Annotated in this window: 13 protein-coding genes and 1 pseudogene; 6 read left to right on the top strand and 8 right to left on the bottom strand. The window is 35.6% G+C overall.

Translation table 11 applies throughout. The features are described 5' to 3' along the window. Positions 1–103 precede the first annotated feature (103 nt). Positions 104–865 (top strand): threonine/serine exporter family protein, encoded by a 762-nt coding sequence (locus AC4D4A_RS10015; protein WP_490995775.1) that lies wholly within the window; start codon positions 104–106, stop codon positions 863–865. Positions 866–877: 12 nt separating this feature from the next. Then, a complete protein-coding gene (locus tag AC4D4A_RS10010) occupies positions 878–1,330 on the top strand; it encodes a threonine/serine exporter family protein (RefSeq protein ID WP_490995774.1) in 453 nt (150 codons plus the stop codon). Between the two features lie 228 nt (positions 1,331–1,558). Here the strand turns inward: AC4D4A_RS10010 and hemH are convergent, their stop codons facing one another. Further along, positions 1,559–2,536 (bottom strand): ferrochelatase, encoded by a 978-nt coding sequence (gene hemH, locus AC4D4A_RS10005; RefSeq protein WP_490995773.1) that lies wholly within the window; start codon positions 2,534–2,536, stop codon positions 1,559–1,561. Between the two features lie 131 nt (positions 2,537–2,667). Between hemH and AC4D4A_RS10000 the strand changes: the two genes are divergently transcribed. Next, positions 2,668–3,561 carry an alpha/beta hydrolase gene (locus AC4D4A_RS10000; RefSeq protein WP_490996019.1) on the top strand — a complete coding sequence of 298 codons (894 nt, stop codon included), beginning with the start codon at positions 2,668–2,670 and terminating at the stop codon, positions 3,559–3,561. 408 nt (positions 3,562–3,969) lie between these two features. Here the strand turns inward: AC4D4A_RS10000 and AC4D4A_RS09995 are convergent, their stop codons facing one another. Further along, positions 3,970–4,521, bottom strand: coding sequence for a 2'-5' RNA ligase family protein (locus AC4D4A_RS09995; RefSeq protein ID WP_490995772.1), 552 nt, complete (start codon positions 4,519–4,521; stop codon positions 3,970–3,972). Between the two features lie 245 nt (positions 4,522–4,766). Here AC4D4A_RS09995 and AC4D4A_RS09990 point away from each other — a divergent pair. Together AC4D4A_RS09990 and AC4D4A_RS09985 are read left to right on the top strand one after the other, a co-directional pair. Further along, a pseudogene (locus AC4D4A_RS09990) lies at positions 4,767–5,078 on the top strand (GNAT family N-acetyltransferase); the annotation flags it as partial. Positions 5,079–5,342: 264 nt separating this feature from the next. After that, the gene (locus tag AC4D4A_RS09985) at positions 5,343–5,873 is read left to right on the top strand and encodes an NADPH-dependent FMN reductase (RefSeq protein WP_490995771.1); all 531 of its coding nucleotides are present in this window, start codon (positions 5,343–5,345) and stop codon (positions 5,871–5,873) included. Positions 5,874–6,093: 220 nt separating this feature from the next. Here AC4D4A_RS09985 and AC4D4A_RS09980 read toward each other — a convergent pair whose 3' ends face one another. Beyond that, the gene (locus AC4D4A_RS09980) at positions 6,094–6,303 is read right to left on the bottom strand and encodes a hypothetical protein (RefSeq protein ID WP_490995770.1); all 210 of its coding nucleotides are present in this window, start codon (positions 6,301–6,303) and stop codon (positions 6,094–6,096) included. A gap of 456 nt (positions 6,304–6,759) precedes the next feature. After that, entirely contained in the window at positions 6,760–7,224 is a 465-nt protein-coding gene (locus AC4D4A_RS09975; RefSeq protein ID WP_490995769.1) for an RrF2 family transcriptional regulator, read from the bottom strand. Between the two features lie 166 nt (positions 7,225–7,390). Here AC4D4A_RS09975 and hmpA point away from each other — a divergent pair, with 166 nt between their 5' ends. Beyond that, positions 7,391–8,602: an NO-inducible flavohemoprotein gene (gene hmpA, locus AC4D4A_RS09970; protein ID WP_490995768.1), complete on the top strand. Its 1,212-nt coding sequence runs from the start codon at positions 7,391–7,393 to the stop codon at positions 8,600–8,602. 936 nt (positions 8,603–9,538) lie between these two features. On the opposite strand, the gene AC4D4A_RS09965 is transcribed toward hmpA, so the two are convergent. The 4 genes from AC4D4A_RS09965 to AC4D4A_RS09950 all read right to left on the bottom strand — a co-directional run bounded on the left by AC4D4A_RS09965 (position 9,539) and on the right by AC4D4A_RS09950 (position 14,559). Beyond that, complete coding sequence (locus AC4D4A_RS09965) at positions 9,539–10,276, bottom strand: Na-translocating system protein MpsC family protein (RefSeq protein WP_490995767.1); 738 nt, start codon at positions 10,274–10,276, stop codon at positions 9,539–9,541. A gap of 240 nt (positions 10,277–10,516) precedes the next feature. Next, positions 10,517–12,370, bottom strand: a complete 1,854-nt coding sequence (locus AC4D4A_RS09960; protein WP_490995766.1) for an ABC transporter ATP-binding protein — start codon at positions 12,368–12,370, stop codon at positions 10,517–10,519. Continuing rightward, the gene (locus AC4D4A_RS09955) at positions 12,367–14,097 is read right to left on the bottom strand and encodes an ABC transporter ATP-binding protein (protein ID WP_490995765.1); all 1,731 of its coding nucleotides are present in this window, start codon (positions 14,095–14,097) and stop codon (positions 12,367–12,369) included. Before AC4D4A_RS09955 ends, AC4D4A_RS09960 begins: the two co-directional genes overlap by 4 nt. A 54-nt stretch (positions 14,098–14,151) precedes the next feature. Then, positions 14,152–14,559 carry a MarR family transcriptional regulator gene (locus AC4D4A_RS09950; protein WP_490995764.1) on the bottom strand — a complete coding sequence of 136 codons (408 nt, stop codon included), beginning with the start codon at positions 14,557–14,559 and terminating at the stop codon, positions 14,152–14,154. Positions 14,560–14,653 lie beyond the last annotated feature (94 nt).

The following is a 14,653-nucleotide window of genomic DNA, read 5'->3' as shown; positions in this document are numbered from 1 at the left end:
ACAAAGTTTTAGTTTCCACTCATTTTACCTCTATCTTTTCAGAATAATTATTGTACAATATATTAGCATTGACTGATATTAAATGTGAAGTGAGTTGACGAAAGTGGCAGTAGACAAGAATAAAATTATTATTGATGCCAGTCTTCTGGCCGGGCGTATTATGCTGGAAAATGGAGCGGAAACGAGCCGGGTAGAGGATACCATGGAAAGAATGATTAGTACTTCACTAGGAATAAAGCATGGAACAAATGCATTTACATATGTGACAGTTAATGGGATTTTCGTGAATATAGGCTTGGACAATACGAATTTCGTTAGAATCGATAATCGGGATCATAATCTTGAAAAGGTAACGAAGGTCAACCAAATATCAAGAATGTACTCGGAAGGCCGTCTGACAATTGAGGAAGTTCTTTCGGAACTGAAAGCAATTGATCAGGACCCGCTTGACTATCCCTTATGGTTCAGACTTATTTGTACAGCTGTATTGAGTGGAAGCGTTATGCTGATTATGAATGGAACATTTGTAGATTTACCGGCGAGTATGATCGGGGGCCTTTTGTGTTATATAACCTATTTGATTGGCTTTAAAATTATGAAAACACCATTCATAGTGGAATATATCGCTGCATTTTTGGGAGGGATTGTTGCCTATTATATTAACAGTATAATGGGAAGTCATTTAAATTCCGTCATGATAGGGACGGTTGCACCGCTTGTACCCGGTATTGCGATGACCAATGCAATTCGCGATATGATGGCAAAGCATTATCTCTCAGGGACAATCCGATTAGTGGAGGCTGTCTTCATTGCAGGAGCGATTGGTACGGGAATTGCTACCGTCTATTATTTATTTATCAATTAGGAGGCGGGTAAAGTGAATCAGATCCTTATTCATATGGTTTTTAGCTTTCTATCATCGATATCCTTCGCCGTTATTTGTAATGTTCCGCGCAGGTCTATACCAATAGGAGGACTTGTAGGGATGTGCGGTTGGATGGGATACTGGATTTTAAGCACAGAAGGATACGGGGTATTTCTATCCAGTATAGTGTGTTCGTTATTATTAGCCTTTGCCGGACAAATTTCTGCACGAATCTTTAAGATGCCGCTGACTGTCTTTTATGTACCGGGGCTGGTGCCAATCGTTCCGGGAATAACAGCTTTTCAGGCATTTCGTTTATTAACATTACAGGACTATGATGGTGCGTTAATCGGATTTTTAAATGTTGGTTACTGTGCAGTTGGGATTGCAATCGGACTTGTTGTATCAGATATCCTATTTAAGAGCAGTTTATACATAATTAAAAATTTCAAGATAGTTCGTTAGGGCAGTATGATAAAAATCATACTGTTTTTATTTAGAGGTTATTTTACGAAGTGAAAAAGGGTCCTTGAAATGAATAGATGATAAAAATGGAAGTTATGAGGTGATAGTAGAACTTCATGAACCAAGCTAAATAAACAATAAAGGACGTTCCAGGAAAAGGATTGGTTCTTTATTGTTTATTTTTTTGCTGGTTATGATAAGATTAAATTGGGATATTTTTCAATATCTCTACATGAAATTTTTAATGGGAACCAAATAGGGCTTAATGATATCCACCAGGCATTGAATAAATAAAGGATCATCATTGGCGGCTTCTATATAATGATATTTTTCACCGCCGTTTTCCATAAAAATAGTATGATTCTCAACCTGAAGTTCTTCCAATGTTTCCAGGCAATCGACTGTAAAACTGGGAGCGAGAATGTGAATATGTTTAGAACCGCTTTTGGCAAGATGACGCAATGTTTCACTGGTTGATGGTTCAAGCCAAGGTTCCTTTCCAAATTTAGATTGATAGCATGTAATGATAGTGTGAGCTGGCAATTCTTTTTTTAGAGCCTGAGTGGTTTTTAAGCATTGGTATGGATAATCGTCCCCATTTGATACATATCTTTTAGGAATGCCATGATAAGACAGGACTACTGCATCAGGATGTCCATGTTCTTTTGTGCATAGTTCAATACGTGTTTTTAATAATTTAATCCATATTGGATGATCAGGATAATCACGTATAAATATCACTTCCGGGATATCTTTCCATTTAGATAATGTTTGGTTCAAATGATCCCAAACAGATCCTGTAGTAGTGGAAGAATATTGCGGAAATAAGGGCACGACAATTAATCGGCGCATTCCCCATTTATGTAGCTTTTCTAATTCATCGTTTATAGAGGGGTTACCATAATTCATAGCAAGTGATACTTTAACATTAGAATGTGCGAATTTCTTCTCTAATTCTTGTTTTTGTTTAATAGAAATGGTTAATAAAGGTGATCCTTCATTCGTCCATATAGATTGGTAGAGCTTTGCTGTTTTCGGCGGCCGGGTTTTCAGGATAATTCCGTGCAGGACAGGCATCCATTTCCACCTAGGTAAATCAATTACTCTACTGTCACTTAGAAATTCTTTTAAATACGAACGAACAGAGGTCGTGGTTGGTTGATCAGGTGTACCCAAGTTAACTAAAAGAATCGCTGTCTTTTCCATCACCATTCTCCTGTCGTAAAAGAATATTGTTATTATTATTTTAATATATAGATAATTTATATCACAAAAACTTTTTGTACAAAAACGTACTATTTGACTTAATTGTTACAGTCTCGGATAAAGGAGTGTGTATATTGCTTGTTCTAAATCAAAAAGTACTCGTAAAGACCATTCGTATGATGGAACGTAAGATGGTACAGGCCTCCTCTCTGAAACCTAGCATAAAACCTGACATTGAAAGAGAGGAGCGGTTAATTGAAACAGGTTTGGGAAGTACACGCGTCATTACATATCGGCCAAAACTTGAAACAAGGGGACCATTACCCGTTTTTGTGAATATGCATGGCGGTGGATTTGTGATGGGAAGTGCTGAATTGGATGATGCGTGGTGCCCTGTAATTGCGGACCGAGCCAGTTGTTTAGTCGTGAATATTGATTACCATCTGGCGCCTGAATACAAATTTCCTGCTGCATTATACGAATGCTATGATATTCTGAAATGGCTTTATGAGAACCCCAATGTCCTTCAGGTAGACAATAAGCGAATAGCAGTTGGGGGACATAGTGCAGGTGGGAATTTAGCAGCTGCTCTTTGTTTGCTGAACAAGGAGAGAGAGCAGATCCCTATAGTGAAGCAAATCCTTAATTATCCACCGCTTGACCTTGCTACTGATCCGGACCTGAAATTCAAGCATAAAAAAGCCATACCACCCAGAATGGCAAAACTGTTTAATGAATCCTATTTAAAATCAATGAAAGATGCGGAAAACCCATTGGTCTCACCTGTATATGCTGAGGATTTAGAAGATCTGCCGCCTGCTTTAATCATTACTGCTGAATATGACTCTCTTGCAGATGAAGCAGACTACTATGCAAGTCAGCTTGAAGAAGCTGGGGTCACTGTTAAGAAGAAAAGGTACATGGAAGCTGCCCATGCGTTTACCCATACAGGGGAATTGAAACAGGCTGAAGAGGCGTGGCATTTAATTAGTGATGAATTAAAAGAGGCCTTTTTCCTCGATTAATGCCTGGCGTACTTTGGCCTCATGACTTTTGAATAATCTTTATAAATAAGTATAAAAACAATGGCAGTTCAATTCATTTAGAGTTGGACTGCTGCTTTTTATAATCATATATCCTATAACATATTTATTAAAAAAGTTCATATTAATGTTATTAAAAGGATATATATACATGAATGATGGATTTTATTAATAATAAGGCTGTTTTTGTATAGTTTGTGCCCTGTATAAATGGGTATAATTGATTTAAGGATAATATTGGAAATCTATCTCTGTTGGTTCCATTGTCTTGAATTAGGAAAAGATTTAGCATTTGATAAACGCATGGAGCAAATGTTTATTTCAGCAAAAATCTAATTATAAAACTGTTGTAATGTTTAGAAATGTATAAAAAGACCGCGATATGTGAGGTCAATTGCTTAAAGAGATATCTAAATATCTTTCATATTTTTGCTTTTCAATGTTTAGTTCATATACTCTAATGAAATCTACTTCAAAATCAGGGTATGGTTTCAACTCTTTATCTGCTATTATTTCCATTTCTTTTAGTTCTTTTTTAGAGAGTCCAGTAGAAATGTTTCCACTGTATTGTTCTTTCCCCAGTGTTAAGTGAGGTACAAAGGCCTCGAGTTCAAAATACTGTTTTATTAAATCTTCTGACGGTGAAATCTTTTTTACTATTTTATGATGCAATTTGTGTAAATTATTTGAGTTAACACTCAAATATAAAACGCTATCTCCAAAATAGTTAGGCTTATCTAATGATACTTGAAAAGGTTTGAAGGTATCGCATACTGTTTGTACCTTATCAATCCACTGTTTATCTGGAGTTAGTCCTCCTTGTGCTTTCAATGTTATGTGAGGCTCTACACCCGATTGATTAATCCATAAACTTTGAAAATGCTCAATTCGTTCCAAATATTCTTCAGGTGGAACAATTCCTATAAAATACTCCACATTCATTCTTCTTTACTCCTTTATTTCCAGTTTTAACTATTTTAACAGAAAATTCTCAAAATAAAATCAGTATTATTACGTGAAAAACAACAGCCATAAAAAAAGATACTATTCATATACTTTTAATGATAAAGAAACGTTAACTTTCACGAAGTTTAACACTTTAATATAAAATTTGTATTCAATTATTTCTTCAATAGTCCTTATGATCATTACTTCTAAAACAGTGCGTTTACTGTTTACTTACAGATGTCATAAATAATGAAAGATGGGAGAGGGTTATTGTGCCTGGCTATAGTAACGATTTTTATATAGCAGTTGGCGGGAATATTGTTGCTCAGATAGAATTTGTGGCAAATGAGCAAGAGGTATCTGACCAAGGCAGTATCATCATAAATCATACATTGGTTGCAAATAGCTACAGGGGGAAAGGCTTAGGCAAAGCATTAGTAAACCGTGTAGTGTTGCATGCCAGAAATGAAAATAAATATATTAAGCCCGTCTGTCCATTTGCCAAAATGGTACTTGAAAATAAAAAAGAATATCAGGATGTTTTAATGTAATTCATTTATTCAAATTCTATAAGCCTATTTCATCACCTTATTTGCAAAAAATAAGGCTTTTTGTTTTTAAAATAGAATGTTTATTCAGAATCTACTTTCGAGTTACGTCTTGTTTTGCTGGCGTAAATGAGGATTTCACAATTTATTGGAATAAAGCTTTTTACAAAAAGCAGAAATAGTAGATATTCTGTTCTCCAAAAAGTATGATAAAAGTATAGAACTAACAAAATATGGAGATGCATAGAGTGGGAGTGTGAATAAGTAATGAAAGTTATAGGTTTATCAGGTTCCATTATTGGTGAAAAAACACCTAAATCAGTAGAAGAGGTATTGGCAGCTATAAACAATATAGATAATCAACTAGATACAGAATTAATAGATCTTAGAAATTATAATGTGGAATTTGTAAGAGGTATTCCTTTTACTTCCTATAATCAGGATACCCAAACGGTAGTCAATAAACTAAATGATGCGGATATTATAATAATTGGTACACCTATATATCAGGCGTCGATACCGGGCGTACTTAAGAATCTATTTGATCATTTAGCTCCGGATTGTTTTAAGGGAAAAGTGGTGGGAATTGTTACGAATGGAGGATCTGAAAAACACTTTTTAGTAACTGAGTACCAATTAAAGCCGATATTATCTTATTTTAAAGCGATAATACCATTTAATAATGTATTTTTACATACAAACTGCTTTGGACCTGGCAATAAAATTGTAAATGAAGAAGAGAATAATAGAATCCAGGCATTGGCTCAGGAGGTTATTGATTTAAAGAAGATTCACTAAAATTTTGTCAGATCCTCTAAATGTGAACGAGAAAAATAGTGTCTGCATTCCTAGTATTTCATTAGAATATGGAGCATTCAAGGGATATCCTAACGATAGGAGTAGGCGGCTTACTAAGATATAAAAAATAAGGAATTTGCTTCCTACAGAGAATTGCATGAAGAGATTGAATGGATTTTTAAACTGCTCAATCTCTTTTTAACTCAATTTATATGAAAGGTTAATTGTGTTTATTGGAATCTGATGAATAGGTTGAAATATCGCTTAATAATGATTTATCTTCATTGATATCCAATGTACGAAGTTTCATAATTAAATGTACACGGCGTTTATAAAAATCCTTATGTGATATTGTCCGGTTATCATAGTACATTTGATAATTTTTTCGTAACTCATTTAATAAATCATTATATTTTTTCTGAGCGCACACTATATCACCTTCTTTACTCTTGATGTTATATTTAAATAATATCACAAAAGATTCTGTTAATTCATCTTAAAATTTTTCCACATTCAAAATATTATGTAAATTTTGAGCAAATTCCTTAAAAACTATTGTCTAGAGTCAACTCTCAGAAATGAATGAACCAATTTTGGAACTGGATCTTTACTGTTTTGACAAGATAATGTCTTGTCGATTTTCTTTCCCGTAGGTTTCCAGCCTTCGCATTGAAAGATATTCAAAAAGAAAAAGATTCAGTATCTTGAACCATTAAGGCATTTAGAGGATGATACTTTCTATAGGAGATACGGAATATTTGGAGTTAAGTAAGTGTGTATAAAAGTGCGAATTTCCACCTTTGTTATAAAGAAAGATAGGCAGTGCAACAGTCCATGAATGACTGCCGTACTGCCTATTAAATATATTAGTATATAATTGTTGTTTCTAACCTGGATTTCTCGAATCACTGTTTACTTCGGAATATGCTCCTAGAAATTGGGCTAACACTTCTTTGTTTTGTGATATATCTGCGAGTGTATAGCCATCCAATACGTTTAGAAAAGCATACAATGCTTTATTTAATACACCTCTCAACGTACAAACAGGAGAGATGGGACATGTATTATGATCAGAAAAACACTCCACTATGTTAAAATCCTCTTCAGTTTTTCTTACTAAACCACCGATATTGATTTCACGAGGGTCCATTGCCAGTCTCATGCCACCATTACGCCCACGTATGGTTTCTATATAACCTAACTTGCCCAACTGGTATATGATTTTCATCAAATGATTTTTGGAAATGCCATAGGCATCAGCAATTTCTTTTATATTTACTAGTCGATCGGGATGACTTGCTAAGTACATAAGCACCCTGATGGAATAGTCACTGAAATTTGTTAATCGCATAGTCACGCCCCGCTTCAGATTATCTACTCATCTATAATACTACCATACATAAATTGGCTGCCAAAGAAACTTCACAGAAAAGATGTATTTGAAATATTGCTTTTACTTTCCAATAGAGTAAAATTAAAGATGTATTCTAAATACATCTTTAAAAGGGGACTTTTTTATGTTGTCTACTCAAACAATTGAAATTGTAAAATCAACTGCACCGATATTAGAAACAAGAGGTAAGGAAATAACTACAGTTTTTTATAAAACGATGTTTGAAGCACATCCTGAACTTTTGAATATCTTTAACCATGCAAATCAAAAAAGGGGAAGACAGCAGACTGCATTAGCAAATACGGTAACAGCTGCGGCCTATTATATCGATCAATTGGAAGTTCTTCTGCCGGTTGTAAAACAAATCGCACATAAACACCGTAGTTTAGTGATTAAACCTGAGCATTATCCGATTGTAGGAAAATATTTATTGCAGGCCATTAAAAAAGTATTGGGTGATGCGGCTACAGATGATATTTTAAAAGCTTGGGAAGAGGCCTATGGGGCAATAGCTGATATCTTCATAGAGGTTGAACGTGAAATGTATGAAGAAGCGGAAAATAAGGTTGGTGGTTGGAGAGACTATCGGGAATTTACAGTCATAAAGAAAGTGAAGGAAAGTGACGTTATTACTTCCTTCTATTTAAAACCAACTGATGGGCTGGCAGTGCCAGAATTTGAACCAGGCCAATATATAACTGTGCGGGTTCAGATTCCAGGAGAACAGTTTATGATGAATCGCCAATATAGCTTAACTAATGTATCCAACGGTGAATACTATCGAATTTCTGTTAAAAGTGAAAGTATGCATGACAATCCTGATGGTAAAGTATCTAATTACCTGCATAAGGAAGTTTATGTGGATGATATATTGCAACTAACGGTACCGGCGGGTGATTTTACTTTAGAAGAGGACACCGAGCCAATCACTTTTATAGCAGCCGGAGTGGGGATAACGCCATTTATGAGTATGTTGAATACACTGTATAAACAGGAATCATTAAGAAAAATAACTTTGATACACGCATTCAAAAATAGGAAGCTTCAAGCATTTGCTGATGAGCTATCCATTTTAAGCAAGCAAATGCATGATATGACAATCAACTTTTATAATGAAGAAGCTGATGTAATCGAGGAGAATTATAAAACAGGCAGAATCAATGAAGATGTATTGAGGCAATTAGATCAGAATGGAATTTTCTATGTTTGTGGACCAGTTGAATTTATGCAGGTAGTTATTCAAATGCTTTATAAACTAGGAGTACCGCAAGATAAAGTACGGTATGAATTTTTTGGACCCTCCATGATAATAGAAACAGTAGCAGAGAACGTGTAAAAAAACATGCTGGGAAGTTTATTCCTGGCATATTTTTTTATATACATACTTCGTCTGTTAAACTTCTGTTGTGAAAATCAGCATAGAATATGTTTTGTCTCCGTAACTCGACATGATTTTCTGATTCTATAACGATACCAAACATTACAAAAGTGTGCGCTGAATTGATTGGTTTAATAGATTAAAAGAGGGGAGGATGGTAAAGGAATATACAGAGATAAAGATTATAAAAAACAATAAGAAGAATTCCTCAAGCACCTTTAGTGCGTTTGTTGATCAGGTATTAATTACTGTCATTTGTTTAGAGAAAGACATTCAAATGAAGTGCCTAAGGATTAATCTAATACTTCTTGCCTTAAATCGGTATGTTTAGTGACACAACTATCTCAGCTGGTTAAACCTAAAGATTAATCTGGAGCTGTACACAAAAACCAGGTTTCTTTTGTCTATATGTACATTTCATATGAATGAATTGACATTTCATAAAGGCAGCTGATGGCTGGATAGTCAGTATATTTAATAAAAGGATCACCCGATAAAATCTTTCTCTATTCATATCGGTTAATAATTTGGTGTCGTGTATAATATGTACCGTAGCGAAATAAAAATTTCAATTGTAATTGACACTCTTTGATACAGAAATAATAAACAGTGTTAGTCGAATTTAGCTCTTTTTTATAATCAATTGATAAAGAGCTTGCGACTTCTTCGAAATAATGTTCCATTTCCATCCGTTTGATTAGATGGCAGCTTAATAATTTCTGTTTCTTAAATGATTCTAGCTTGTCTAACAGTTCCTTCTTTATTTGTATACATTCTTCCATATTTATAGGTAATCATCCCCTGTTTTTTTGAATTTATTCATAAAAAAAGCCAGAAAAGGATCCTTTTCTGACTTATGTATGGTTCTATGCCCATTCATTGCTATCAGTTATTTTATTTAGATTTACAGCTAACTTTATCGCAGATGGGGGTTATTGTCAATCGACCAATCAACTTTGTAAAATGAAAATAATATAGCTGGTATCTTTCTCGAAATTCCAAAACGTAAACTTCAATTATTTTGGTGTTTAAATAGTTCTCGAAATTGCCTTTATGCTCTTTTATCAGACGTTTCTCCAAATCTCTTTTCGCGATCGTTAGTTGTTCTGTAAATCCGAATTTTATGAATTCCTTTTCGATCGGGACCATTATACCTTTTCGGACAATCATCAGTTGCCGCTTATTGAGCATTGTTGAATAGATTTCTTCTGGTTCTTTTTGAGCGAGCTCGGTAACCTTTGCTAACTCTCGCTCGACTTTCTCTCTATTTCTATATTCACTGATGCTCGTCGCTGTTTTTAATAATGTAATAATAAACATGCCGGTCGAAGTTTTCAAATTCCAATCATAAAAGAATTCATCAACTTTTGTTCCTAATACTGCTTCAATATAGGAGGTGATGTCTTTGATTATGGTTTCCATGAGAAGGTCCCGGTTCTTTTGCACGTAAACTTCACCATCTTGATTCGCCAATAAGGATTTCTCCATAGGGGATAGGAAATCGGTAAGATGCACAGCAAGAGTAGGAGACGATAACGTACAAATAACGTGGCTGGGGCCTCGTCCGAAGGTTTCTCTTAGCATTCGTCCTATATAACTGCTAATGTCTTTTTCGGCTTTCGTTTTCTCCATATCATACACCTCAGGTTTTGCGACTTTCTTATCATTTATCCCTAAGTAGTTCTTTTAAAACATCAGACAAATACTTATGACAGGGGAATTTAGTCTGAATTAAAGGATTATAGTTAACGAAAACATCTAAAAACAAAAGGACAAGGGGGGGTGATTGGTCAGAGAGTGGGGCTCCGGAAATATTATTTAGCGGTATCAAATGTGCCGGGAAGTTTTCTTTCCCGGCACATCTGTTGTGTTTTATACGGCTTCATCTGCAAACTGGCTGTTATAAAGATCCGCATAGAAACCATTTTGACTCAGTAACTCGTCATGAGTGCCTTGTTCAATAACGGTTCCTTTATTCATTACTAAAATTAAATCTGCATCTTTAATCGTGGATAAACGGTGAGCGATCACAAAGCTTGTACGGTTTTCCATTAAGCGATTCATCGCTTTCTGAATAAAGATTTCAGTTCGTGTATCCACACTGCTTGTTGCTTCATCCAAGATTAGAATAGAAGGGTTTGCTAAAATGGCACGAGCTATTGTAAGCAATTGTTTTTGACCCTGTGATATATTAGATGCTTCTTCATTTAATTCAGTTTCATATCCTTCTGGCAATGTACGAATAAAATGATCGGCATGAGCTGCTTGGGCCGCTTCAATAATTTCTTCACGAGTGGCACCTTCACGACCATAGCCAATATTATCTGCAATGGTACCATTAAAGAGCCATGTATCCTGAAGAACCATACCGAATAATCCATGGAGATCTCCGCGTTTCATTTCTTTAATATCGACACCATCAATTTTGATGCTACCGCCATTTAATTCGTAAAAACGCATTAACAGGTTAATCATTGTTGTTTTACCTGCACCGGTTGGACCTACTATGGCCACTTTTTGCCCTGGTTTGACTTCAAGATTCATATCTTTGATCAATAGCTGATCCTGCTTATATCCGAATGCAACATGATCAAAAACAACTTGTCCTTTTGGATTAGAAATCACTTGTGGATTCTGAGTTTCTGCTTCTTCCTCTTCCTCATCTAGCAGTTCAAATACACGTTCTGCAGAAGCAACAGTAGATTGAATAATGTTAGCGATATTCGCCGTTTGAGTAATCGGTTGTGTAAATTGACGTGCATATTGTATAAAAGCCTGAATATCACCAACTGTTATTCTTCCGTTTGTAACAAAAATACCGCCAACTACACAAATGAGTACGTATCCGATATTTCCGATAAATTGCATGAAAGGCATGATTACACCTGAAATAAATTGTGCTTTCCAGGAAGATTCGTATAATTTTTCATTTATTACCTCAAACTCTTCTAAAGCTTTTTCCTCTTGGCCAAAGGCTTTCACGACTTCATGACCAGTATAGATTTCTTCAACATGGCCGCTCAAATTTCCAAGTGATTTTTGTTGGCCAGCAAAGTATGTTTGAGATTTTTTGGCTACAAATACAGCGACAACTCCGCTTAAAGGTAATGTTAACAGAAGAATTCCTGTCATAACCGGACTGATTGACAGCATCATAATAATAACACCAATAATTGTTACTACACTGGTAATAAGCTGTGTTAAGCTTTGTTGTAAGGTAGTGCTGATATTATCAATATCATTTACAATCCTGCTTAAAGTTTCACCCGTTGTTGTTCCATCAAAATACTTTAAAGGGAGCCGAGATACCTTAGCTTCAGCTTCTTCTCTTAATGTAAATACCGTATTTTGAGCAACGCTTGCCATAATATATTGCTGGATAAAGGCGAAGAGTGAGCTAAACAAGTATAAACCGCCAAGTAGGAAGAGAATTCGAATGATATACTCAAAATCGATGCCTGCACCAGGAATACCTGACATTTTTTCCATAATGCCTTCAAATATTTTGGTTGTCGCTTTACCTAAAATTTTTGGGCCGACAATGGTAAAAACCGTACTGAGGATAGCAGCCAGCAAAACAGTTAAAAGGCGAAATTTATAAGGCGCTAAATAACGAATTAATCGTTTTAACGTTCCCTTAAAATCTTTTGCTTTTTGTATCGGTGCTCCTGGACCGCCTGGAGGACCAAATCCCGGATTTGATTGTCTTCTTGTCATTCTGCTCATGCAATCTCCTCCTCAGAAAGCTGTGACTTCACGATTTCTTGATAGGTTTCACATGATTTTAGTAATTCTTCATGTGTACCAATTCCCATAATATTTCCTTCATCCAACACAATGATACGATCGGCATCCATAACTGTAGATACACGTTGGGCAACCAATAAAACCGTTCCTTCCGTGGTTTCACTTTTTAAAGCTTTCCGCAGCTTAGCGTCCGTTTTGAAATCCAGTGCAGAAAAGCTGTCATCAAACATATAGATTTCCGGTTTTCGAACCAAGGCTCTCGCGATCGATAGACGCTGTTTTTGTCCGCCGGAAATATTTGTCCCACCTTGAGAGATTGGAGAGTCAAAGCCTTCCTTCATATTAGAAACAAAATCATAGGCTTGTGCGATTTTTGCAGCATGGATGACTTCTTCATCACTGGCATTCTCATTTCCGTAGAGGATATTTTCCTTTACGGTACCGGTGAATAGAACAGCTTTCTGAGGAACTAGACCAATTCGGTTACGTAAATCCATTAATTCCAATTCCTTAATATTGATTCCATTTACATAAATACTGCCTTCAGTCGGTTCATAAAAACGAGGAATCAATTTTAATAATGTAGATTTCCCGGAACCAGTTCCACCGATAATGGCTGTAACCTCACCAGGACCAGCGCTGAATGAAAGGCCTTTTAAGGCAGGTTCTTCGGCACCTGGATAGCTGAATGTAACATCCTTAAATTCCAGGTAGCCAGTTTTAGTTGGTTTAGCTTCATGCTTAATTGGCTCATCTTTAATAGTAGGCTTAATCGCCAATACTTCATTAATACGAGCTGCTGAAGCAGAAGCACGAGGAATCATGACAAACATCATGGAAAGCATAACCATGGAAAACATAATTTGCATGGCATATTGCATAAAGGCCATTAAATCACCGACCTGCATATCTCCATGATCAATCCTGATTGCACCAAACCAAACAACCGCAATCGTTGTATAGTTCATAATCAGCATCATGAGCGGCATAAGTGTAGCCATTAATTTATTTACCTTGATAGTAGTGTCTCTTAAGTCAGTGTTTGCCTTCTTAAAACGTTCCTTTTCAAAATGGATCCGATTAAAGGAACGAATGACACGGACACCAGTCAAATTTTCACGAATGACACGGTTTACAGCATCCAATCTGCGTTGAACCAGTTTAAATAGAGGGACGCCTTTCCAGATGACAAAAAGTATAACTCCGACTAGGACTGGAATCGCAAGAATGATAACCCAGGAAAGTTCAGGATCTTTTGAAAAGGCCATAATAATGCCACCAATAGCCATTAATGGTGCCATTATCATCATTCTAAGAATCATGTTCAGAACCAATTGCACCTGTGTTATATCATTGGTTGTTCTTGTAATTAAGGAAGCAGTACCAACTTGTTCAAATTCATGAAGTGAAAAATTCTCAACATGGGAGAATACTCTGGAGCGAAGATTTTTGCCAAATGACATGGATACTTTTGCGCTAAAGTAACTTGCCGTAACAGAGCAAAGCGTACCAACCGCAGCAACCAAAAGCATAAATCCGCCAATTTTCCATATGTATGGTATGTTTTGATTAATGACGCCTGTGTCGATGATGTCAGACATCAATGTGGGTAAGAATAATTCTGATAATGACTGTATAAATACCAATGCGAATATAAAAACAATCGGTAATTTATACGGTGCTAAATAGCGAAACAATTTCCTCAAAAATTAATACAACTCCTTAATATTGATTTTCATCAAAAAATTCATGTACTTTTGTTAATATCGGGTAAGTTCTTTACTATCATCTAATCCGATATATTCCTCTAGAAGGGTAAAAGTATGATGTAATTTAGCAAGTGCTGCATCTGCTACAGATTCTCCCTCACATGTTAATGTAACCAGTACCACCCTGCGATCATTTTTATCAATTCTGCGGGTAATTAGGTTATGCTGTTCCAGCTTATTTAAAATTGGGGTAACAGATGGTAATTTAACATTTAACTGCTTGCTGATCTCGGATACCTTAATCTCGGTAATATGTTGAGTTTTTTTCTTGATACATGTCAAAACTCTTATTTCACTTGGTTTATATCCTTTTATTGTTTTCTTTTCCCAATCCAATTTGTCAAACTGTGTAAAAGCCCTGTTCAATTTTCCAACTGATTGGTCTTTGTTTACTGTCATACCTCCACTACTAAAATAATGCCTTCCTAATAGTTAAGTAACCAAATTAAAAGCAAATAAAATTATATTTATATAATATATACAAGTCAATATA

It is taken from the genome of Pradoshia sp. Z5_111 (assembly GCF_058267535.1).
Note: the sequence above shows the minus strand (reverse complement) of the source record. Positions and strands in the feature narration are given on the sequence as shown.

Coding starts and splice junctions, on each gene's coding strand:
- AC4D4A_RS09975 (WP_490995769.1), bottom strand. CDS start 7,224: ATGCGATTAACAAATTTCAGTGACTATTCCATCAGGGTGCTTATGTAC.
- hemH (WP_490995773.1), bottom strand. CDS start 2,536: ATGGAAAAGACAGCGATTCTTTTAGTTAACTTGGGTACACCTGATCAA.
- AC4D4A_RS09995 (WP_490995772.1), bottom strand. CDS start 4,521: ATGAATGTGGAGTATTTTATAGGAATTGTTCCACCTGAAGAATATTTG.
- AC4D4A_RS09960 (WP_490995766.1), bottom strand. CDS start 12,370: ATGAGCAGAATGACAAGAAGACAATCAAATCCGGGATTTGGTCCTCCA.
- AC4D4A_RS09985 (WP_490995771.1), top strand. CDS start 5,343: ATGAAAGTTATAGGTTTATCAGGTTCCATTATTGGTGAAAAAACACCT.
- hmpA (WP_490995768.1), top strand. CDS start 7,391: ATGTTGTCTACTCAAACAATTGAAATTGTAAAATCAACTGCACCGATA.
- AC4D4A_RS09950 (WP_490995764.1), bottom strand. CDS start 14,559: ATGACAGTAAACAAAGACCAATCAGTTGGAAAATTGAACAGGGCTTTT.
- AC4D4A_RS09965 (WP_490995767.1), bottom strand. CDS start 10,276: ATGGAGAAAACGAAAGCCGAAAAAGACATTAGCAGTTATATAGGACGA.